Source organism: Microbacterium sp. 22303, from assembly GCF_052045265.1.
Classification (GTDB): Bacteria; Actinomycetota; Actinomycetes; order Actinomycetales; family Microbacteriaceae; genus Microbacterium.
Genome location: NZ_JBQEOQ010000002.1, coordinates 319,099 through 339,521, shown reverse-complemented (window position 1 = coordinate 339,521; position 20,423 = coordinate 319,099). Strand labels below are relative to the sequence as shown.

13 protein-coding genes and 1 tRNA gene are annotated in these 20,423 nt (G+C 70.0%); 8 read left to right on the top strand and 6 right to left on the bottom strand.

From position 1 onward, the window contains the following. Window positions 1-119: 119 nt before the first annotated feature. The 4 genes from ACTJI8_RS07340 to ACTJI8_RS07325 all read right to left on the bottom strand — a co-directional run bounded on the left by ACTJI8_RS07340 (window position 120) and on the right by ACTJI8_RS07325 (window position 9,866). Window positions 120-4,691 (bottom strand): Calx-beta domain-containing protein, encoded by a 4,572-nt coding sequence (locus tag ACTJI8_RS07340; RefSeq protein WP_440732762.1) that lies wholly within the window; start codon window positions 4,689-4,691, stop codon window positions 120-122. Window positions 4,692-4,998: 307 nt separating this feature from the next. Next, window positions 4,999-6,873: a lipase family protein gene (locus tag ACTJI8_RS07335; RefSeq protein ID WP_440732761.1), complete on the bottom strand. Its 1,875-nt coding sequence runs from the start codon at window positions 6,871-6,873 to the stop codon at window positions 4,999-5,001. Between the two features lie 178 nt (window positions 6,874-7,051). After that, window positions 7,052-9,556: a right-handed parallel beta-helix repeat-containing protein gene (locus ACTJI8_RS07330; protein ID WP_440732760.1), complete on the bottom strand. Its 2,505-nt coding sequence runs from the start codon at window positions 9,554-9,556 to the stop codon at window positions 7,052-7,054. 226 nt (window positions 9,557-9,782) lie between these two features. Continuing rightward, window positions 9,783-9,866 (bottom strand) — tRNA-Leu (locus ACTJI8_RS07325). Between the two features lie 271 nt (window positions 9,867-10,137). Between ACTJI8_RS07325 and ACTJI8_RS07320 the strand changes: the two genes are divergently transcribed. The 7 genes from ACTJI8_RS07320 (at window position 10,138) to pknB (ending at window position 19,003) form a co-directional block, all read left to right on the top strand. After that, window positions 10,138-10,866 carry an FhaA domain-containing protein gene (locus ACTJI8_RS07320; protein WP_440732759.1) on the top strand — a complete coding sequence of 243 codons (729 nt, stop codon included), beginning with the start codon at window positions 10,138-10,140 and terminating at the stop codon, window positions 10,864-10,866. Beyond that, window positions 10,863-11,378 carry an FHA domain-containing protein FhaB/FipA gene (locus tag ACTJI8_RS07315; protein ID WP_440732758.1) on the top strand — a complete coding sequence of 172 codons (516 nt, stop codon included), beginning with the start codon at window positions 10,863-10,865 and terminating at the stop codon, window positions 11,376-11,378. Before ACTJI8_RS07320 ends, ACTJI8_RS07315 begins: the two co-directional genes overlap by 4 nt. A gap of 9 nt (window positions 11,379-11,387) precedes the next feature. Continuing rightward, window positions 11,388-12,638, top strand: a complete 1,251-nt coding sequence (locus ACTJI8_RS07310; protein ID WP_440732757.1) for a protein phosphatase 2C domain-containing protein — start codon at window positions 11,388-11,390, stop codon at window positions 12,636-12,638. Next, complete coding sequence (locus ACTJI8_RS07305; RefSeq protein WP_440732756.1) at window positions 12,635-14,035, top strand: FtsW/RodA/SpoVE family cell cycle protein; 1,401 nt, start codon at window positions 12,635-12,637, stop codon at window positions 14,033-14,035. Before ACTJI8_RS07310 ends, ACTJI8_RS07305 begins: the two co-directional genes overlap by 4 nt. 13 nt (window positions 14,036-14,048) lie before the next feature. Beyond that, window positions 14,049-15,506, top strand: a complete 1,458-nt coding sequence (locus ACTJI8_RS07300) for a peptidoglycan D,D-transpeptidase FtsI family protein (RefSeq protein ID WP_440732755.1) — start codon at window positions 14,049-14,051, stop codon at window positions 15,504-15,506. Then, the gene (locus tag ACTJI8_RS07295; RefSeq protein WP_440732754.1) at window positions 15,503-17,239 is read left to right on the top strand and encodes a protein kinase domain-containing protein; all 1,737 of its coding nucleotides are present in this window, start codon (window positions 15,503-15,505) and stop codon (window positions 17,237-17,239) included. Before ACTJI8_RS07300 ends, ACTJI8_RS07295 begins: the two co-directional genes overlap by 4 nt. 63 nt (window positions 17,240-17,302) lie before the next feature. After that, on the top strand, window positions 17,303-19,003 hold the full coding sequence (gene pknB / locus ACTJI8_RS07290; RefSeq protein WP_440733204.1) for a Stk1 family PASTA domain-containing Ser/Thr kinase: 1,701 nt from the start codon (window positions 17,303-17,305) through the stop codon (window positions 19,001-19,003). Between the two features lie 102 nt (window positions 19,004-19,105). Here pknB and ACTJI8_RS07285 read toward each other — a convergent pair whose 3' ends face one another. Next, the gene (locus tag ACTJI8_RS07285) at window positions 19,106-19,279 is read right to left on the bottom strand and encodes a hypothetical protein (RefSeq protein ID WP_440732753.1); all 174 of its coding nucleotides are present in this window, start codon (window positions 19,277-19,279) and stop codon (window positions 19,106-19,108) included. After that, entirely contained in the window at window positions 19,279-20,079 is an 801-nt protein-coding gene (locus ACTJI8_RS07280; RefSeq protein WP_440732752.1) for a class E sortase, read from the bottom strand. The genes ACTJI8_RS07285 and ACTJI8_RS07280 overlap by 1 nt, the downstream gene beginning before the upstream one ends. A gap of 78 nt (window positions 20,080-20,157) precedes the next feature. Between ACTJI8_RS07280 and ACTJI8_RS07275 the strand changes: the two genes are divergently transcribed. Further along, window positions 20,158-20,397: a cell division protein CrgA gene (locus ACTJI8_RS07275; RefSeq protein WP_440732751.1), complete on the top strand. Its 240-nt coding sequence runs from the start codon at window positions 20,158-20,160 to the stop codon at window positions 20,395-20,397. Window positions 20,398-20,423 lie beyond the last annotated feature (26 nt).

Here is a 20,423-nt window from a genome sequence, read left to right as displayed (position 1 = left end):
GACCGAGTGCGCGGCGCACGCTCAGCCCGGTCGTCGTCAGCCGCGTCCTGGGTCGCGTCGCCGTGACCGCCGAGCTCCACGATGTCCGTCAGCCCCGCGGCCCGACAGCGCCTCGCCCCTCAACCCCGTCTTCGACGACGGCCCCGCAGCAGCCCGGCTCCGGCCAGCAGCGCGAGCGCACCGATGACCACCGCCGCGACCGGGAGCGCCGCCCCGGTGCCCGGCAGGTCACCGCCTCCGTGATCTGCCTGTGCCGGGAGGGAGGGAACGGGCGTCTGCGGCGACGACGGTTCCGGGCTCGGTCCGGAGTCGAGTGCGCGTGTGATGAGGATCGTCACGGATGCCGGGGAGACGACCGTGCGCGTCCCGGAGGCGGGGGTCAGCGCGACAGTCAGCACGTGCCCCTGTTCTGCTGAGGCGGCCGCAGTCAGCAAGGCCGTCGGGACAGTGATGGTGCCGCGGCCGCCGCCCTCACGGCCGCCCGCGAGGGTCACGGTTCCGGCGGAGGCGGTGTAGTCGGTTCCCGCCCGGGCGGTGGCATCGACGGTGTGCCACTCCACGGCGACCGACTCGTCGGCCGGTACGAGCGGCGAGCCGATCTCGATCTCGGCCGTGTCGCCGGCGGCGACGACGACGCTGCGGGCCCGTAGCGTGACCGGGTCGTCGTCGGCGATCGTCAGGGATCCGGTCACGGGGAGGATCACGGATGCGGCATCCGGAGCGACTGGGGCCGCGGTCATCGTCAGAGCGCGGTTCGGCTGGGGCACGGTGTTGCCGAGCAGCACGAGCGGCGCGGTTGCAGTCGTGCTGCCGGCCGGCACCGGAACCGTGACGTCGAGCGGCTTGTAGTCGGTTCCCGCGGTCGCCGTGCCGTCGGCGGCGGTCACGCGCACGCGGAGATCCACCGCTGCCGGCCGGGAGAGCCGGACCGTCACGGGCGCCGCGGTCAGAGCGTCGTCGCCCTCTGCGATCGAGGAGGGTTCGAGAGAGAGCTCGGGAGCCGGATCCGCGTCGGTGATCGTGATGTCGGCGACGTCCTCGCCGAGGATCGCGTTCGCGGACACTCCGGTGAGCATCACCTGTGCGTGCCGATCCGCACCCCACACGCCATCGGGTGCGGGCAGCGTCAGCGGGAGGTCGACGCGGGTCTGGCCGGCGGGCACGGTGACATCGCCAGTCGCGTCGCCGAAGCGCCAGGACACGACGAGATCACCCGACGCGGGCCGGTCCAGCACCACGCCGGCCGTGGCTGCGCCGCCCTCAGGACCCGTGGCGCCCGACGCCGACACCCTCACGTCGGGCTGCGGCGGCACCCATCCCGACGCGGCCACCGTGGCCGAGGGGAGCACCAGCGCATACCCGTCCCACGTGGCCAGGCTGCTCTGCAGCACGAAACCGTCGATCAGCGCAGGCGCCGGGGTGCCCCAACCACCCTGCCCGGGGTGGCCGGACGACCCCGCGGTTCCCTCGCCCCAGGTGAGCAGTGTGCCATCGGCGCGGCGGAGGTGCATCGTCGGCCACGTCGTCTCCAGATCCACCGCCGCGGCCCCCGGCGGGAGTGGCGCCTCGAACAGCTTCCAGCCGGGGCAGGTCTGAGGCGTGCAGCCGTCGAGGTCGAGAGCGAGTCCGGTCGACGCCTTGACCCAGAGCTTTCCGGATGCCGTGACGACCCAGAACTCGTCGGAGCTCTGCGTCACTGCGACGTCCACCGCCGGATCCGCAGGTCCGAAGTCGCCGAACGGGACCACCTGGTTGCTGGGCGCCTGCGCGGGGCCCGGCATGTCCGCCCCGCAGGCCAGGACGCGCCCGTCCGCGAGCCGGAACATCGCGGCTCCGTCGTTGTTGCTGCCGCCGATGGCCTGCACGAGTCCCGGCAGCGCCGCCGTCAAGGCCGGCTCAACCACCGCGGTGTAGCTGATCGGCCGATACCCCGGGGTCCCCGCGCACTGCCGCCGACCCCACTGCAGCAGGGTCCCGTCGGCCTGCTGCGCCAGCCCCGACCCGCCGAGGTTCCACACCTTCACCACGTTGCTCAGCGGATCCGGCGCCCCATCACCGTCGGTGTCGGGGCCGAGCACGTAGTCCGGGTAGTTGCGGCAGTTCAGGGCCGCTCCGGCACCGAGCTGCCCGTCGGTCGTCGCGTTTCCCTCGCAGCCCACCGACGCGACATGACCATCGGAGAGCAGCAGGAAAACGGCCGGCACCAGGTAGGTGGTCTCGGTGATCGCCGTCACGCCGCCGAGTTCCCCGGACTCGCTGCCGAGGCCGTACATCGGTCCGTAGTTCGTGCCGGGCAGCCGGGTGATGGACCCGTTGCCGTCGCCCCAGCCCCACACCGTGCCATCGCTGCGCAGTGCGTTGCCTCCCACCATGAAGCCCGAGATCTGTACCGCGTCCGTGATTCCCATCGGTGCCGGGACATCGGCGGCTCCGCCCCGCGCGTTGCCACGGTAGTCGCCCCAGGTCCACACTTCGCCGCCCGTCCCGAGATTCGCCGGCTGGTCGGCGGTCGCGGTGTTGCAGTCGTCGTCCCGGCCGTTGTACAGCACCTCTACCTGACCCGGATGCACGGACGCATCATGGTCGTCGCAGTCGGCGACCGCGTTGTCCGCCCAGCCGTCGTGGTCTCGATCGGGGTCGTTCACCTGCCAGCGCCAGGCCTGCTCGGCGACGTTTCCGGGATGCGGATCCTGCACCTGCACGCTCACCGTATGCGGCCCGCGATCGCCACCCGCCGGGGTGAGCGTCAGTGTCGGCCCGTTCCCGGTCTGCACGGCGCCGTCGACGAACCAGTCGTAGCGCAGGGCCTCACCCTCGGGGTCGTTCGCCTGCACGGTGAAGGTCTGCTGGTCGCCCACTGCCGTGGTGGCGTAGGCGCGCCCGTCGATCCCTGCCGGATCGAAGCCGTCGATCCGCGGAGCGCCGTTCGCCGCTGTCACGTGGACCAGCGCGTGCGCGGTGACCGCCGGGCCGTCGCCGACCGTTGCCTTCGCCGCGACGAACCGATGGCCCGCGATGGCGAACGTCACCGTTGCGGACGCCCCGGTCGCATCGTCGAATGCGCCGTCGCCGTCCAGATCCCAGCTCACCGTCGCACCCAGGTTCGCGCTCGCGGCCAGGGTCACAGGCGCACCGACCGTCGCTCCCGTCGCACCCGTCAGACGCAGGGTCGGCGTGGTGGCGGATCCGACGATTCCGTCAGCCAGCTGTCGCAGCGTCGTCGCCGTGCTGCGCAGCTGGTCGGACTCGGCGCTCTGCCCGTTCACGACGGCGCTCACCGGCCCGAGGTTCGACAGCGGCGCGCAGTTCAGGCCGCCAGGGACGATGCCGTTCGCGCGCACCTCGTCGAGCCACGCAGATCGGGCCGAACCCGCGTTGCCCCAGTTGCGCAGGGCCTGGTTCTCGGCAGGGGTGATCCCGCTGCCGTTCGCCCCGTTCAGCCCGCCGAGCAGGCGCCGCGCGTCGGCGCATTCGTCCTGCGTGATCGCGGTGAGGTCGGGGATCGCGGTCTGCACCCCGTCGAACCAGCCCTGCAGCAACGCGGCGGTGACGGGTGCGGCGTCCGCAATGGTGTCGGCCAGATTCGCCGCAGAGCGTGCCTGGGCCACGGCCGCCGCGGTATCGCCCGCGGCCTGGGCGCCCTGATAGCGCTCTAGCGCGGCCAGCAGTGCGGTCCGCATCAGCTGCTCGCGTTCCAGTGCGGTCGCGAACTCGCTCAGCCGGTCGAAGACCGGACCGTCGCCCTGGGTCTGCGGGATCGGCAGGTCGGGCTGCACCGCCGAGGACGCGGAGGTGTAATCGGTGCGCGGGGGGTCGGCATAGATCCCGAAGAACGTCTTGGCTTGGTTCGCGATGAGGTTCTTGGCCCCGGACGTGACGAAGGTGCGCACCGGGGATCCGTCCAGCCCCCAGTACGAGGAGATCAAACCGAAGCAGGCACCGGCGTCGTCGCCATGGCATCGGGCGGCATCCTTGATCCGCCCGGTCTGTTCGATCCAGGTGGAGATCGCCGGGGAGTCCACCCAGATGTTGATGACTTCCAGGCAGCCGTGCAGCGCGTCCTCCAGTTCTTCGCCGTGCTCGAATGCGGCGGTGCCGCAGCCGGCAGCCTTGTCGACGTTCAGGAGGGTGTCGAACAGCTTCGCGATCTCCTGCCAGTTGCCCCATTGGGTGCGGGCATTGTTCTTCAGCTCCAGGATGGACTGATCGATCGCGGGCAGGACGGGCGGGAATGCGACGCTGATCGTGTCGCTCAGGAGCGTGTCGGACGCGGCGTTGAAGACACCGTTCTGGCAGGTGTCGACGACGATCGAGTACTCCCCCTCCGGCAGGGATCCGCTGGGCTGGGTGATCGTGAGGATCTCGTCCACGAACGTACCCCCCGCCTGCACGATCGTGGTGGGCGTGCCGGAGGCGTCGCTCAGCGCGTCGCCGTCGGAGGGTTCATGGTTCGCGGCGACGACGTAGACGTCCGCCGCCGGGTAGACGAAATCGTCGATCCCGCCGGCGTTCGCCGGCGCCGAGCAGTTGTTGAAGTACCGCAGCCGCCCGTCGATGCGCAGCACATCGTTCGGCCCCAGAGTGGCGTGCGCCTCGCCGCTGCTGAAGCGGATCGAATCCTCATCGGCGTACGCGGGGGAGGACGGTACGACCACGATGCCGGTGACGATCGCCGCCAGCAGCAGCGCCACGCCAGTCGATCGAGCGCTCTGCCTGCTTCGCCCCGTCACTCGCCCTCGTTCCCGTTCGTCGCACGTCCCGCCGCATCGCCGGATCCCGGGTCCGGCGATCCCCCCGCACCCCGCTCGACGCGTTCCCGAGCGCCGATCCAGGGCACGACAGACGTTAGCGGCGCGACTCGGGGCGCGTCAGTGTCACCGCGGTGCCATGGTTATCCACAGGCGCCGGAACGGGCTGCGCGGACCATCACTGTGTACCGGATGGCCGCCATCGCGCTCCCGCGATGCCCTCTCGCCCGCTGATCCGGGCTGTGCGCCCTCAGCCCGCCGGCAGGTGGTCGCAGTCCGGGGTCGGCGCCTTTCCGTCCCAGCGGTCCAGGGTCCACTGCTCGAGCTGCGGCGTGAGCGGCGAGTCGGGCCCCACGAGCTCCACGTGCCCGAGCCCCGGGTAGGTGCGGTAGTCGACGGGGATGCCGGCATCGCAGCGAGCCTTGACCCACTCGTCCTGGATCACGGGCTTCACGAGCGGATCCGCCAGACCCTGGGCGACCAGCAGGGGAGCAGGGAACGGCCCCATGGGCTCCTGCTCCTTGAGCTTGTCACCGAAGGGCCCCGCCAGCAGCGCGTTCGGGAAGATCTGGTTCGGCACCTGACTGCCGCGCAGGATCGCCGCAAGGCCGTCGTGCCCGTTGAAGCAGAGTCCACCGATGCGTTCCACGGGACCTGCGGATCCGGGCGTGAGGTTCTTCTCGACGTCGAGATCCGGGAACACCTTGTCCCAGGTCGCGGCGATGTACGCCGAGACCGTCTTGCCCGCCGTCTCCGACTTGATCGCCTCGGCGAGCGCGTACAGGTTCGACGCGGGCGCGAACGCGGCGACGCCCTTGACCGTGAACTCCGGGGCGTACGACGCGGCGATCTGACCCGTCCACAGCGATCCCTGACCGCCCTGCGAGTGGCCCCAGATCACCGTGTCGGTGGAGACCTTGAGCTCGCTGAAGCCGAGCACGGCCTTGGACGCGTCCCACACGTTGCGCGCCTCCGCGTCGCCCACGAGGTAGGGATGCGGGCCCTTCGTGCCCAGACCGATGTAGTCGCTGGTCACGGCGACCCAGCCGTGCTTCGTGACCATGTCGACCATCGCCGTTCCCGCGCCGTCGGCGAACGGCTCGGCGCTGAGCGAGGGCGCGCAGCCGGGGACGACGCCGACCGTGCCATGCGAGACGGTGAGCAGGGGGAGTGGATCCGGTCCGGGATCCGCCGGTGCGAGCACGGTGCCGCTCGAGACCGCCGGGGATCCGTCGGGGTTCGTTGTCGTATAGAGGATCCGCCAGGCCTTCGCCCCAGCCGGCACGCCGACGGTCATCGGTGCGGAGCGGATCAGGGTGCCGGCCTGCGCCGGCACGTCGGCGGGCGGGGTGTAGAACCCGTCCGGCACCGGCAGCGGGGTGCCGCCGAGCAGCGCGCCGCTGCCCGCGGCGAGCGCGACCGCGAGCACGAGGGCGACGCTCGCCCCGATCGTGCGGAGCCAGCGCACCCCGCGACGTCCACCCGGGGCGCGGGGCGCCTGGGGGCGACGCCAGAGCACCCGCACGAGCAGCTGCAGCCCGATGAAGACGAACCACGCCCCCACTCCGAGGCGGAACACGACCAGGGTCAGCACGGGCCAGAACACCGTGACCGCGGCGACAGCCAGTGTCGCGACGGCCCCGATGATGCCCGTGACGCGCTGGTCCGCGCCGGGCCGGAACGCCCGTATGACGGTCGCCACGGCGAAGACGACGAGCGCCACGGTGAGGAGCTGCGCCAGCAGGGGCGCGCCCGCTGCGGGCCACAGCGCCATCCCGGCGCCCAGCAGCACGAGCAGTGCACCGAGCACCCGGCTGACGATCACGGGAAGCGAACGGGATCCGGATCCGGGTCCCTCGGCGCGGTCCCCGGGCACGACCAGAACGGCGACACCGACCAGCAGGATCCCGATCCCGGTGACCAGCGCGATCGTCTGCACCGTCATCGACACGAGGAGGAAGACGGCGCCGACCGCGACGAGCGCGAGCCCCAGCACGATCCGGATCGCCGAGCTCTGCCGGGCGATCACGCCGATCGGGCGGGCGATCCCGCCGCGCAGGCGGTCGGAGCGTCCGCGTCGGGCCTCATCCGGATCCGGAAGGACTGCACTCTCGTCGCCGGCCACGGTGCCCCCTTCGCCTCACGGGTCACTCGGCCGCTCAGCCGCGATCCGCATCCTGCGATCCCCGTGCCGGGGCGCGCTGAGGCCAACATACTGGCCCTTCGGCTGCAGTGTGAAGCGTCTGCGCGCGGGCGGAGTCCCTGCCCGCACGACGGGACAGGGACTCGGCTCACCGCGCGGGTCAGCCGACGCCGATCGCCAGGACCAGCAGGCCCGGCGTCTTGCCGTCCGTGTCGGCCGGCCGCTGCGGGAGCGTCACGTAGGCGACCTGCTTCGCGCCGTCGATCGGGATCGTGCTCTCGAAGAGGCTGAACGGGCCGTTTCCCTTGCCGCTGGGGGTGTTGCGATAGGCCATCTTCGTGAACAACGTGTTCCCCGTCGCCGGCTGGTTGTAGTAGTAGTCGCCGGCGGCGAGCGTGAACGAGCTCGTGGATCCGTCCGTGTACGTCACCGATGCCGTGCCGGACACCGGGGTGGGATATGCGTTCACGCCGAACACCACGAGTCCGAGCGCGGTGCCCTGCCCGTGCACGGCGATGCTCTGCCCGCTAGCCCACACCGCGTTCTTCTCACCCGGCGTGAACTGCGGCCAGGTGTAGGCGACCTTTGCGCCCTGAACGGTCGCACCGGGAGCGATGCCCTTGGCCTTCAGCAGCTCGTTCGAGGAGAGGCTGCTCCGGCTGAGCGCGAGATCGCCCGTATACGGCGAGGCGCCGTCCGCGGTGATGGCCACATCGTTGTAGGCGGCCTCGACCGACGCGAACAGGGCGCGCACCTTTGCGTCCGTCGCGACGCCGCCGAGCAGGCCGTCGCCGGCGGTCACGGTCGCGGTCAGCGTCGCTGTTCCTTCCGCGGCATCGGCGGGCGGGGTCACGGTCCAGGACAGCTCCGCGCCCGCGCCGGACTTCAGCCCGTCCGGAACGCTCGCCTGGACCGGGGTCACCGTCCATCCGTCCGGCGCCTGCAATGCGGCCGTCGCGCTGCGCGTGGGCTTGGCGCCCCAGAATGTCGCGGTGACGTGCACGGTGACCGGCAGGCTCGCCGCGGCCGTGACGGACGGCATCCGCAGCACCGCCGACGGATCCGTGTGGGCGCCGACGCCCTGATCCGCGCCCAGGTTCACGGGGCCCGTCTCGGGCACCGGAGTACCGGTGATGTCCCGTCCGCCGTTGTCCGCGACCGCGAGACCGGCGCGGAAGGCCGGCGAGAACTGGCGCAGCCCCAGACCGCCGAGATCGTCGAGGCCGATCGGCTTGTGAGACTCCTCCACGAAGCCGGGGTCGTCGCCGAGACCGCCCGGGTTGACGGCGCCGTCGGCATTCGCGGGCACGCCCGTGACGCCGATGAAGAGGTTGTGATCGAACGACAGCCCGGGGCCGCGCACCTGCACGCCCATGGGAGCGCCGCGGTTGACCATGATGTTGTTGCTGAAGGTCACGCCGCGGCTGGTGCTGTTGTCGTCCTGGAGGAAGTACGTGGGCGTCGCGTGCTCGTCGACGATGGTGTTGTTGTAGATGTGCGTGTCCTGGATGTTGCCGGGGCACAGCTGGAACACCCGCGCCGCGTCGTCGTAGCTCATGTTGTAGCGGAACACAGTGCCCCAGGTGCGCGCACCGGAGTAGGGGCAGACGAGCAGCAGGCCGCCCGCGTTGTCATGGCTGTAGTTGTACTGGAAGACGGTGTTCTGGGATCCGCCGTCGGCGTCGAACGACATGCCATCGTGGCTGTTGCCACCCCCGGACACGTCGTTGTACTGCACGAGCGTGTCGTCGGCGTTGAAGGGCCAGATGCCGGCATTGGCCACGGCGGATCGGAGCTGGAAGCCCGCGAGGATGTTGTGCTCGATCACCGCGCCTTTCGTCGTGTCGACCTTGATGCCGTCGCCCGCGACGCTCGTCAGGGTGTTGCCGGCGATGACGACGCCCGTGCTCGGCGTCCACGGTCCGAGACCGCTGGTGTCCTGGGATCCCACCTCGGGACGCTTGTTCCAGGTCGACTTGAAGTAGACGCCCTCGCGCCCGACATGCGTGATCGTGCTGTCGCGGATCTGCAGCCCGTCGATCCACGTCGGCGTGCTCTTGCCCCCGATGCCGATCTGGATCGCAGCGGATCCATTCAGTCCCTTGTTGTCGTCGCCCATCACGTCGTGCACGTCGAGACGCTGCAGCACGTAGCCGCTCGCCTTGCCGAAGTCGGTGAGGGAGAGACGGATCCCGTTCCTCTCGGTGCCGGGGTTCGCGGCGTTCGTGATCGCGAGGTCCTGCACCGTGATGTGCTCGATGTCCTTCAGCAGTACGGCGTCGTGCGCGCCCGCGCCGTCGATGACCGGCGCGGCGCCATCGCCGTAGGCGCCCACGACGATCGGCGCATCAGCGGATCCGGATCCGTGCGGGGACAGCGTGCCCGTGCACGTCGTGCCGCGGGCGAACAGCAGCGCATCACCGGGCTGGAGCGCGAGAGCGTTCACCTCGGCGAGGGTCGTGTACGGGTGGTCGGCGCTGCCGTCCGCGCCGGCGTCGGCCGCGCCGCAGTCGACGCGATACTCGGCGCCGGTCGCTGCGGCGGCGGGCAGCGCCCCGAGCCCGACGAGCGGCAGAGCAAGAGTCGCTGCACCGGCCAGGAGGCCTGTCCAGCGGCGGATCCTCCCCGATGCGGCAGTGGGATGGGGATGCGAAGTGCGGGCCATCGTGCGTTCCTCCTCGAATGCAGTCCTGTGCCCCCATGGTCACGGGAAAGCGTGTTCCAACGAAAGGAAGCGAACGCATTCGCACACGTACGAGCGGAATCGATCCGGTCGGCTCATGCGGCAATGACATCGATCATCCGTCTGTCACGAGGAGGAGGGCCGCGGCCGCTCTGCGCGCGGAGACGAAGAAGGCCCGGATCCTGAGATCCGGGCCCTCTTCGTTCTGTGCGCGAGGGGGGACTTGAACCCCCACGCCCTTGCAGGCACTGGCACCTGAAGCCAGCGCGTCTACCTATTCCGCCACTCGCGCATGTCGATCCTCGCGAACCAACCTCCCGAGAATATCACGCCCCGAGACCTGGACCGAACCACGGCGCCGCGCCCGCAGGCCGCCCCATCCGCACGCCGGGTCCCGCGCGACCGGATCCCGCGCGGCCGGGCCCCTCGCGGATCCGAGCCCTGCCTTCCGCCCGCCGCGTCACCCGACCGCTTCAGGGTTTCCTGCGTATCGCGCCATCCGGGGCTTCATTCAGGCCGTGTCGCTAACATGGCCGTACCGATCGGTGAGCCATGGGAGCCCAGTGGGACTACTAGACAGCTTTGAGAAGGGTCTCGAGCGCGCAGTGAACAGCGCCTTCGCGAAGACCTTCCGCAGCGGCATCCAGCCCGTGGAGATCGCCTCGGCCCTGCGCCGTGAGATGGACACCAAGGCCGCTGTCGTCAGCCGCGACCGCATCATCGTGCCGAGCACCTTCCTCGTGAATCTCAGCGGCGAGGACGCGACCGCCATGCACGGACTCGGATCCGCTCTCATCGACGAGCTGCACGTGCTGGTGAAGGAGCACGCCCGTTCCCAGGGCTACAGCTTCGCCGGCCCCGTGAACATCGCCCTCGAGGCCGACGACAAGCTCGCCACCGGCACCGTGCGCGTCGAGTCCGCCTCGACCTCGAGCGCCGGACGGGTCACCTGGCAGGCCGAGATCTCGACCGGCGGATCCCGGTACCCGCTCACGAAGGCCCGCACCGTCATCGGGCGCGGCAGCGATGCCGACATCACCATCGCCGACGCCGGATCCAGCCGCAAGCACGCCGAGGTGCTGTGGGACGGCGACCACGCCATGCTCCGCGATCTCGGCTCGACCAACGGCACCAAGCTCGACGGCCAGCGCGTGCGCGAGGCCCAGCTGGAGAGCGGCATGGTCATCACGATCGGCCGCACGGACCTGACCTTCCAGGTCGTGCCCGTCTCGGCACCGGCCCGCGGCAGCCGCGGAGACGACGCGACGCGCGCGTTCGGGGTCAATCCGTGAGTGAACTGACGCTGCTCCTGCTGCGCATCGGCTTCCTCGTGCTGATGTGGTTCTTCGTGTTCGCGGTCGTCTACTCGCTGCGTGCGGATCTGTTCGGCGTGCGCGTGCGCAAGCTTCCTCAGGGCCAAGCCGCCGCGGCGAGCGCTCCCGCCGCGAAGCCGGCGCCCGCCAAGCCCGCGGCCGCGCCGAAGGGCAAGCCCGGCGGCCCCGCCACCACGTCCACCGTCACCAAGCTCGTGATCACCTCGGGTCCGAAGGCCGGCCTCGAAGTGCCGCTCGGATCCGAGCCGATGTCGATCGGACGTTCCAGCGAATCCGGCCTGGTGATCCGCGACGACTACACGTCCAGCCACCACGCGCGACTGCTGCTGTGGGGCGAGGCGTGGATGCTGCAGGATCTCGACTCCACGAACGGCACGTTCCTGAACGGCGAGCGCGTCGGCGCCCCGGTGCCCGTACCGATCGGCGCGCCCATCAAGGTGGGCGCCACCACGTTCGAGTTGCGGGCGTAACCGGCGACCATGGTCTTCGAGGGCTCGAGCGCCGCGATCTCCCACACCGGGAAGGTCCGCTCCAACAACCAGGACTCCGGTTACGCCGGGGCGAACCTGTTCGTCGTCGCCGACGGCATGGGCGGCCACGCGGGTGGCGACGTCGCGAGCAGCATCGCGATCCACCGGCTGCAGAACCTCGACCACGCCTACCCCTCCACCATGGACGCGGAGGCCTCGCTGCAGGCGGCCGCCACCACCGCCGCGGGCGACATGATCCGCGCCGTCAAGGACCGCCCGGAACTGGCAGGCCTCGGCACCACGCTCGACGCGATCATCATGGTCGACGACTATGCCGTCATCGGCCACATCGGCGACTCGCGCATCTACCTCTACCGCGACGAGACGCTCACCCAGATCACCACCGACCACACGTTCGTGCAGCGCCTGGTCGACTCAGGGCGGATCACCCCCGAGGAGGCGCGCTATCACCCGCGCCGCTCGGTGCTCATGCGCGTGCTCAGTGACATGGACGCGGATCCCGAGCTCGACATGTTCGTCATGCCGACGCTGCCCGGCGACCGCTGGGTGCTGTGTTCCGATGGCTTGTCCGGCGTGGTCGACGAGGCGCACATGCAGAAGACGCTGCGGCTCGGCATGGCGCCGGGGCGCACCGCGGACGGCCTTCTGAGGTACGCCCTCGACGGCGGCGCCCCCGACAACGTCACGATCGTGATCGTCGATGTCGGCGGCCAGCACCCCGTGCTCTCCGGATCCGCCACGGTCGTCGGCGCTGCGGCGAATCCGCAGGGCATCGTCGTTCCGGCGGCGCGCCCGGCCCGTCCCAGCTGGCTGCACCCCGTGCGCCAGGCGGCGAACGAGCCGACGCACTTCGAGCCCGCCGCCGACTACCTCGAGGAGCTCATCGAGGAGGACCACCGCCGCTCGGTGCGCCGGCGGGTCGGCTGGATCACCGGCCTCATCGTCGTGATCGCGCTCATGGCGGCCGCGCTGTTCGGCGCCTACGCGTGGACTCAGACGCGCTACTTCGTGGGCGTCGACACACAGTCGGACACGGTCGCGGTCTTCCAGGGGATCCAGCAGGATCTCGGCCCGATCTCCCTCTCGCACGTGTACGACGACACCGGCATCAGCATGTCCGATCTGCCGAGCTTCAACCAGTCGCTCGTGCAGCAGACCATCACCGCACGGTCCCTCGACGATGCGAACGCCATCGTCGAGCGCCTCCGCGCCTCGGCCGGGACGGGGAAGAAGCCATGACATCCACCGCACCCGCACCTCACGCCGGCGACGTCGCCGCCGACACCGCCGTGCTGCGCGCGCTGCGCAGGATCCGCGGGCCGCAGACGCAGCGCAACCGCGAGTTCTGGCTCCTGCTCTTCGCCGTGGTCGTCGCGGGCACCGCGCTCACCCTCGTGCAGCTGGGCGCGCTGGGCCGGATCGACCCGATGATCCTGCTCATCGGCGGCGGGCTCGCCGTGCTCGTCTTCGCCCTGCACATCGTGCTGCGCTTCGTGGCGAGCGATGCGGATCCGTTCGTCCTGCCGATCGCGACGCTGCTGACCGGCGTCGGGATCGCGGAGATCTACCGTCTCGACATCGCGGCGCACCGGGTGGGCTTCGACGCCTACTCGAACAAGCAGCTCATGTGGATGGCGATCTCGGTGATCGGCGCCATCGCGCTCGTGATCTTCCTGCGCAACTACCGCGTGCTGTACCGCTTCACGTACCTGTCGGGCCTGACCGGCATCGTGCTGCTGATCCTGCCGTTCATCCCCGGCCTCGGCGTCGACGACGCGAACGCGGACGTCTGGATCAACATCGCCGGACTCGGGATCCAGCCGGGCGAGCTCGCGAAGATCTTCCTGGCGATCTTCTTCGCCGGCTACCTGGTTCGCACGAGGGAGAGCCTGTCTTCGGTGGGCAAGCGTTTCGCCGGCATCACCTGGCCGCGCATGCGCGAGCTCGGGCCCGTGATCGTGGTGTGGCTGATCTCGCTCGCGATCATCGTCGCCCAGCACGACCTCGGCACCGGTGTGCTCATCTTCGGCATGTTCATCGTCATGCTCTACGTCGCGACCGGCAAGACGAGCTGGGTGCTCATCGGCGTCGCGGGCGTGGTGGTCGGCGTCGCGATCGTGTCGCAGTTCCTCACCTACGTGCAGAACCGGTTCAACACCTGGATCAACGCCTTCAACCCGGACCTCATGGAGGACCAGAGCTACCAGCTCACGCAGGGCATCTTCGGCCTCGCGCACGGCGGACTGCTCGGCACCGGCCTCGGCCAGGGCCGCCCGCAGATCACGCCCGTCGCCGAGAGCGACTTCATCATCACCAGCCTCGGCGAGGAGATCGGCCTCATCGGGCTGTTCGCCCTGCTCTGCCTGTACATGGTGTTCGTCAGCCGCGGACTGCGGATCGGCGTCGCCGGGCAGGACGACTTCGGCAAACTGCTGGCGGTGGGGGTCTCTTTCACGATCGGTCTGCAGGTGTTCATCATGGTCGGCGGCGTCACCCGGGTGATCCCGCTGACCGGACTCACCACCCCGTTCCTCGCCGCGGGAGGATCCTCGCTCATCGCGAACTGGCTCATCGTCGGGCTGCTGCTGCGCATCTCCGACGGGGTGCGCCGCCAGCCCAGGGTCGTGATCGGATGAGGAAGGTGATCGGATGACGAAAGAACTCCGTCGGATCAGCATCCTCGTGCTGGTCATGTTCCTCGCACTGTTCGGCTCGGTGAGCTGGATCCAGGTCGTGCAGGCCGATGCGCTCTCGCAGAACGACGCGAACCGGCGCACGCGTCTGGACAGTTACGAGATCCAGCGCGGATCCATCCTCGCGGGCGACACCCCGATCGCCACGTCGACGCCGTCGGGCGACATGTACTCGTTCCAGCGGGTGTACACCGACCCGCAGATGTGGTCCGCCGTCACGGGCTACTACAACCCGGCCCTGGGCAGCGCCACCGGCATCGAGAAGGCCATGAACAGCGAGCTCAGCGGCACCGGCAGCACGCAGTTCCTGTCCTCGATCGAGCGCATCATCTCGGGCCAGCCGCAGAAGGGCGCGAACGTGCGCCTCAGTCTCGACCCGGTGGCGCAGAAGGCCGCCTACGACGCCCTGCAGGGCTACCAGGGCGCCGTCGTCGCCATCGAGCCGAAGACCGGGCGGATCCTGGCCATGGTCTCCACCCCCGGCTTCGACACGAACTCCCTCGCCGTGCACGACGGGACCGCGGCCAACAAGACCTACGACGGGCTCGTCGCCGATCCGAACAAGCCGCTGAACAACCGCGCCATCGGCGGCAACATGAACCCTCCCGGATCCACGTTCAAGCTGGTCGTGGCCAGCGCGGCGCTCGACTCCGGCAAGTTCACGATGCAGTCGACGTTCCCGAATCCCGCCGCCTACACGCTGCCCGGCACGACTACCGCGGTGCACAACGCCTGGGGCGGCACCTGCGGCGACGGGCCGACCGTGACCCTCGCCGATGCGATCCGGCTCAGCTGCAACATCCCGATGGCAGAGCTGGCCGTTCAGCTCGGCGACAAGGACATCCGCGCCACGGCGGAGAAGTTCGGCTTCGGCAAGGCGTTCTCCCTCCCGCTGGAGTCGACCCCGTCGACCTATCCGAAGAGCCTGTCCTCCGACCAGACCGGTCTCACCGGGTTCGGTCAGGGCGACGTGCGGGCGACCCCGCTGCAGATGGCCATGGTCGCCGCCGGCATCGCGAACGACGGCGTCGTGATGAACCCGCGCATGGTGGATCAGGTCCTCGGCGACGATCTGTCGGTGCAGAAGCAGTTCGACAACACCCAGTTCGGGCAGGCCATGAGCTCCGAGCAGGCCGCGGCGATCACCGCGGCCATGCAGGCGTCGGTCTCAAGCGGCGCGGCGCAGGGTGCAAGAATAGACGGAGTCGACGTGGCCGGTAAGACGGGCACAGCGGAGAACGGCGACACAGATCCCTACACGCTGTGGTTCACCGGCTTCGCGCCCGCTTCGAACCCGGAGATCGCCGTTGCGGTCGTCGTCGAAGACGGCGGTGGGCAAGGACAATCCGGATCCGGTGATGCAATCGCATCACCGATTGCCAAGAAGGTCATGGAGGCGGTGCTGAAGAAATGAGGCCGACGCAAGGTGTGCATTTCGGCGGTCGCTACGAGCTGCAGTCTCGGATCGCCATCGGCGGCATGGGCGAGGTGTGGGAGGCGACCGACCACGTCATCGGGCGGACCGTCGCCATCAAGATCCTCAAGGACGAGTACATGGGGGATCCTGGCTTCCTCGAGCGCTTCCGCGCCGAGGCCCGCCACGCGGCCCTGGTGAACCATGAGGGCATCGCGAGCGTCTTCGACTACGGCGAGGAGAACGGCTCCGCGTACCTCGTCATGGAGCTCGTGCCCGGCGAGGCCCTCTCGACCATCATCGAGCGCGAGGGCACCCTCAGCGCCGACAAGACGCTCGACATCGTCGCGCAGACCGCCTCCGCACTGCAGGCCGCGCACGCCGCGGGTCTGGTGCACCGCGACATCAAGCCCGGCAACCTGCTGATCACGCCGGACGGCCGCGTCAAGATCACCGACTTCGGCATCGCCCGCATCGCCGACCAGGTGCCGCTCACGGCCACCGGTCAGGTCATGGGCACCGTGCAGTACCTCTCGCCCGAGCAGGCATCCGGGCACGCCGCATCCCCGGCCACCGACATCTACTCGCTCGGCATCGTCGCGTACGAATGCTTGGCTGGGAAGCGCCCGTTCACGGGCGAGTCGCAGGTCGCGATCGCGATGGCGCAGATCAACGACACCCCGCCGCCGCTGCCCGCCACGGTGCCGCAGCCGGTGCAGAACCTGGTCATGGCGATGATCGCGAAGAAGCCGGCGGACCGGCCGAGCTCCGCTGCCACCGTCGCCCGTGCCGCGCAGGCGCTGCGCCGCGGCGACCTGAACTCCGCCGCAATCGCGGTGCCCGCCGTCATCGCCGGCGTCGTTGGCGCCGGTGCCGTCGCGAGCTCCGACGACGCCATGACGCAGCTCATGGGCGCGACGCAGGGTGCGACCACGATCATGCCGACCACGGCGCAGATCCCGACCGAGGCCGATGCGGCCCCGGAGAAGAAGAAGCGCAGCCCGTGGACCTGGCCGCTGATCGCCCTCATCGCGCTGCTGATCATCGTGCTCGGCGGCACCATCTGGGCACTGCTGTCGAACCAGAAGGCCCCGGAGCCCGCTCCGTCGACGACCTCGCAGACCACGCCGATCAAGACGCCGAGCAAGACGCCCACCCCGACGCCGACGGCCGACACCGTCGCGCTCAGCACGCTGGGCCTGGTCGGCCAGACCTGTGACGCCGCGGTGCAGACGCTCAAGGGCGCAGGCCTCGACGGATCCTGCTCGACGGGCGACAGCGCCCCCGCGCAGGACAAGGTCGGCACGGTCTACAGCACCGACCCCAGCGGCGGCAACGTCAAGAAGGGCACCTCGGTCAAGCTCACCGTCTACGGCGACCTCGCTCCGATCGGCGCACCCGACTCGCCGCCGACGCTCGGCGGACCGGCGATCGCCGGGCAGACCGTGCAGCTCAGCTGGGCCGGCTTCGTATGCCCCAGCGGCACCGGCAACGTGTCGGGCTACGTGGTGACGCTGACCAACGCGACCTTCGTCGGCGACGGATCCCAGAAGACCTTCGACGCCGGCACGATGAACGCGCAGATCTCGATCGCGAACCAGCCCGGAGCTCAGGTCACCGCGACGTACATCGCGCTGTGCGGGGACAGCAAGCGCGAGAGCGGTCCGTCGCCGCAGATGGCGGATCCGATCCTGCCGGGCACCGGCCCGGTCACTCCGGCGCCGACACCCTGACGTCGGTCAGCAGTACGAACGAGAGAACCAGGGGGGTCCTCTGTGGCGACGATCACGCGTGTGATGTCGGGGCGGTACCGCGTCGATGACCTCATCGGCCGCGGTGGCATGGCCCATGTGCACCGGGGGTACGACCTGACCCTCGGGCGCGAGGTCGCGATCAAGATCCTGGACAGGGAGCTCGCGCGCGACACCGCCTTCCGCACCCGGTTCCGGATGGAGGCGCAGGCGGCGTCGCGCATGTCGCACCCCTCGATCGTGCGCGTGTTCGACGCGGGCGAGGATGCCACCCCTGAGGCCGGGGGCACCGCGGCCGAGCCTGTGCCGTTCATCGTCATGGAACTCGTGCACGGCGAGTTGCTGAAGGACATCATCGCGCGCGGGCCGGTGTCGACCGCCGATGCGGTGCGCTATGCCGACGGAATTCTCGAGGCTCTGGAGTACTCGCATCGCGCCGGTGTCGTGCACCGCGACATCAAGCCGGGCAACGTGATGATCACACCGGCCGGCACGGTCAAGGTGATGGACTTCGGGATCGCCCGTGCCGTGTCGGACTCGTCGTCCACGGTCGCCGAGACCACGCAGATCATCGGCACCGCGGCGTACTTCTCGCCGGAGCAGGCCAAGGGCGAGCAGGTCGACGCGCGCACCGACCTGTACTCCGCCGGCATCGTCCTGTACGAGATGCTGACCGGACGGCAGCCGTTCCGCGGTGACTCCCCGGTGGCCGTCGCCTACCAGCACGTCAGCGAGACCCCGCTGCCGCCGAGCGAGGTGCACGACGAGGAGCGCTCCGCCGCTGAGCTCGAGCGCATCCGCGCCCTGGATCCGGTCGTGCTGCGCGCGATGGCGAAGGATCCCTTCCAGCGCTTCCCCGATGCGGTCTCGTTCCGCACCGCGCTGGACGACGCCGTGACCGGCGCCGTCCCCACGAAGAAGCAGCTGTCATCGCTCACCAGTGAGCTGTACGGGCCGAGCCCGCGGCACGCCCAGGAGACCGCGCGCACCCTCCGCCAGCTCTCCACCGACACGACCATGACGCGCACGCAGTCGGGTCCCCCGGTGGCGTGGATCTGGGCCGGCGTGGCACTGCTCGTGGTGCTGCTGGCCTCGGTGCTGATCTGGGTGCTCGCGATCAAGCCCACCACGGATGTGCCGAGCGCCACCCGCACCGTTCCGAGCCTGGCGGGGCAGACCTACGAATCGGCTGTCGCGCTGCTGTCGAAGAACGACCTGCGCGCCATACGCATCGACCAGTCGGATGCGAACGTCGAGAAGGGCAAGGTCGTCAGCACCGAGCCCGAGGCCGGTACCCACATGGACAAGGGCCAGTCCGTCACCGTGTACGTCTCCAGCGGCGCGGCCGATGTCAAGGTCCCGCAGCTCGTGGGCCTCAGCGCCACCGCCGCCAAGGACGCTCTCTCCAAGGCGGGTCTGCAACTCGGATCCATCCGGCAGGAGAACGACCCCCGCACGCAGCACGACATCGTGCTGTCGTCGAGCGTGCAGGCCGACACCAAGGTCGCTCCGGGTACCGTCATCGACCTCGTCGTCGCGAGCGGCGTGGTGACGCTGAACAACCTCACCGGCTGGACGCTGGACTCGGCGACTCAGACCCTGCAGGAGCTGGGGCTCACGGCGAACCCGGTCGGCAACCCGAACTGCAAGGCCACGGATCCGAAGACGGTCGCGTCGATGTCGGCGCCCCCCGGAGACGTTCCCGTGCTGTCGACGATCGACCTGAGCTACTGCACCGGCAAGTGACGCGTCGAGGTCGTTGAGCGCGCTGCGCGCAGCGCACGGGCGTTGAGCGAGCCGAAGGCGAGACGAAACGCGGAGGCGAAACGCGGTGCCCCCCGGATCCGCTCAGGACGGGGTCGGCGCGGGCTCGATGCTCACATCGCCGGGCGAGATCAGCGGGCTCACCCAGGGGAACACCCAGAACATGAGTCCGTACAGCACCGCGGCCAGCAGCACCAGCACGATGATCAGCCGCACCCACCACGGGCCGGGGAGGATGCGCCACAGCGCGCCGTACATCAGCTCACCGCCTTCAACGAGTCCGGGGCGCCCAGGGCCCGCGGCTGGAAGCTCTCGAACACCCCGTACGCCACGATGCGCTCGGCGAGCGAGTACAGCGGCGAGCACGCCGTGAGCGTGATGTACCGGCCTCCGGGGGCGCCCGCCGCGGCCGGATCCGGTTCCTGCGGGACGGGATCCAGAACGTCGACGCTGTCCGGCGTCACGTACTCGAGCGTGCGGAACCGATAGGTGTACCAGCCCTGCTCCGTCTCGATCACGATCGCGTCGTTCAGGCGCAGCCGGTCGAGCTGGTTGAACGGCTTGCCCCAGGTGGTGCGATGGGCCGCCATCGAGAGGTTGCCGACCTGCCCTGGCATGCCCGAGCCCGGGTAGACCCCGATCCAGCCGTGGTCGAGGGTGTCGGGCCGGGTCACACCGCCCGCGATCGTGACGGCGTAGTCGGCGCCCCAGCGCGGCACGCGCATCAGGGCGCCCCACGGCGCCCCGTCCTCCGGCGCGGTCATCACGGGCGGCTCGTATCGGGGGCGCGCGCCGTCGACGCCGCTCCCGTCGTCGATCTCGGCCGGCAGCGCGGGGGCCGGATCCTTCGCCCACTGCGCGCTGATGGACTGCCCCTTGTCGTTCGCGGCGGCGCTCATGATGATGTCGCCGATCCACATCTGCCATGCCACGTACAGCAGCACCACGACGCCCGCGGTGAGCAGCAGCTCGCCCAGCACGCTCGTGACCGTGACGCGGCGGCGGGCTCGTCCGCCCCGGCCGGCACGGCGTGCGGCGGCTCGCGGGGCGTCGGTCATCCCGCGATCCTACCGAGGCGACCTTTCCTCGCGAACACCACCTGATGTGCGCTGCGGCCCGTTGGGTAGACTGGGCCCATGGCACGATCCCGCAAGCCCGAAGAAGCCGTTGCCGAGAAGGTCGACGGCGGCACCGCTCCCAACGCCGTATGGTTCAAACCGGTCATGGTCGGCTTCATGCTGCTGGGCCTGGCCTGGATCCTGGTCTTCTACATCACAGGCATGCAGTACCCGATCCCGGGCCTGCAGTCCTGGAACCTGCTGATCGGTCTCGGCATCGCCCTGATCGGCTTCCTGATGACGACGCGCTGGCGCTGACGCCACCGCTCCGCTTCTCGAGACGC

Bases quoted from the DNA above. Each gene is read 5' to 3' on its own strand.
- ACTJI8_RS07330 (WP_440732760.1), bottom strand. From the start codon at position 9,556: ATGGCCCGCACTTCGCATCCCCATCCCACTGCCGCATCGGGGAGGATC.
- ACTJI8_RS07310 (WP_440732757.1), top strand. From the start codon at position 11,388: ATGGTCTTCGAGGGCTCGAGCGCCGCGATCTCCCACACCGGGAAGGTC.
- ACTJI8_RS07305 (WP_440732756.1), top strand. From the start codon at position 12,635: ATGACATCCACCGCACCCGCACCTCACGCCGGCGACGTCGCCGCCGAC.
- ACTJI8_RS07300 (WP_440732755.1), top strand. From the start codon at position 14,049: ATGACGAAAGAACTCCGTCGGATCAGCATCCTCGTGCTGGTCATGTTC.
- ACTJI8_RS07295 (WP_440732754.1), top strand. From the start codon at position 15,503: ATGAGGCCGACGCAAGGTGTGCATTTCGGCGGTCGCTACGAGCTGCAG.
- pknB (WP_440733204.1), top strand. From the start codon at position 17,303: ATGTCGGGGCGGTACCGCGTCGATGACCTCATCGGCCGCGGTGGCATG.
- ACTJI8_RS07285 (WP_440732753.1), bottom strand. From the start codon at position 19,279: ATGTACGGCGCGCTGTGGCGCATCCTCCCCGGCCCGTGGTGGGTGCGG.
- ACTJI8_RS07280 (WP_440732752.1), bottom strand. From the start codon at position 20,079: ATGACCGACGCCCCGCGAGCCGCCGCACGCCGTGCCGGCCGGGGCGGA.
- ACTJI8_RS07275 (WP_440732751.1), top strand. From the start codon at position 20,158: ATGGCACGATCCCGCAAGCCCGAAGAAGCCGTTGCCGAGAAGGTCGAC.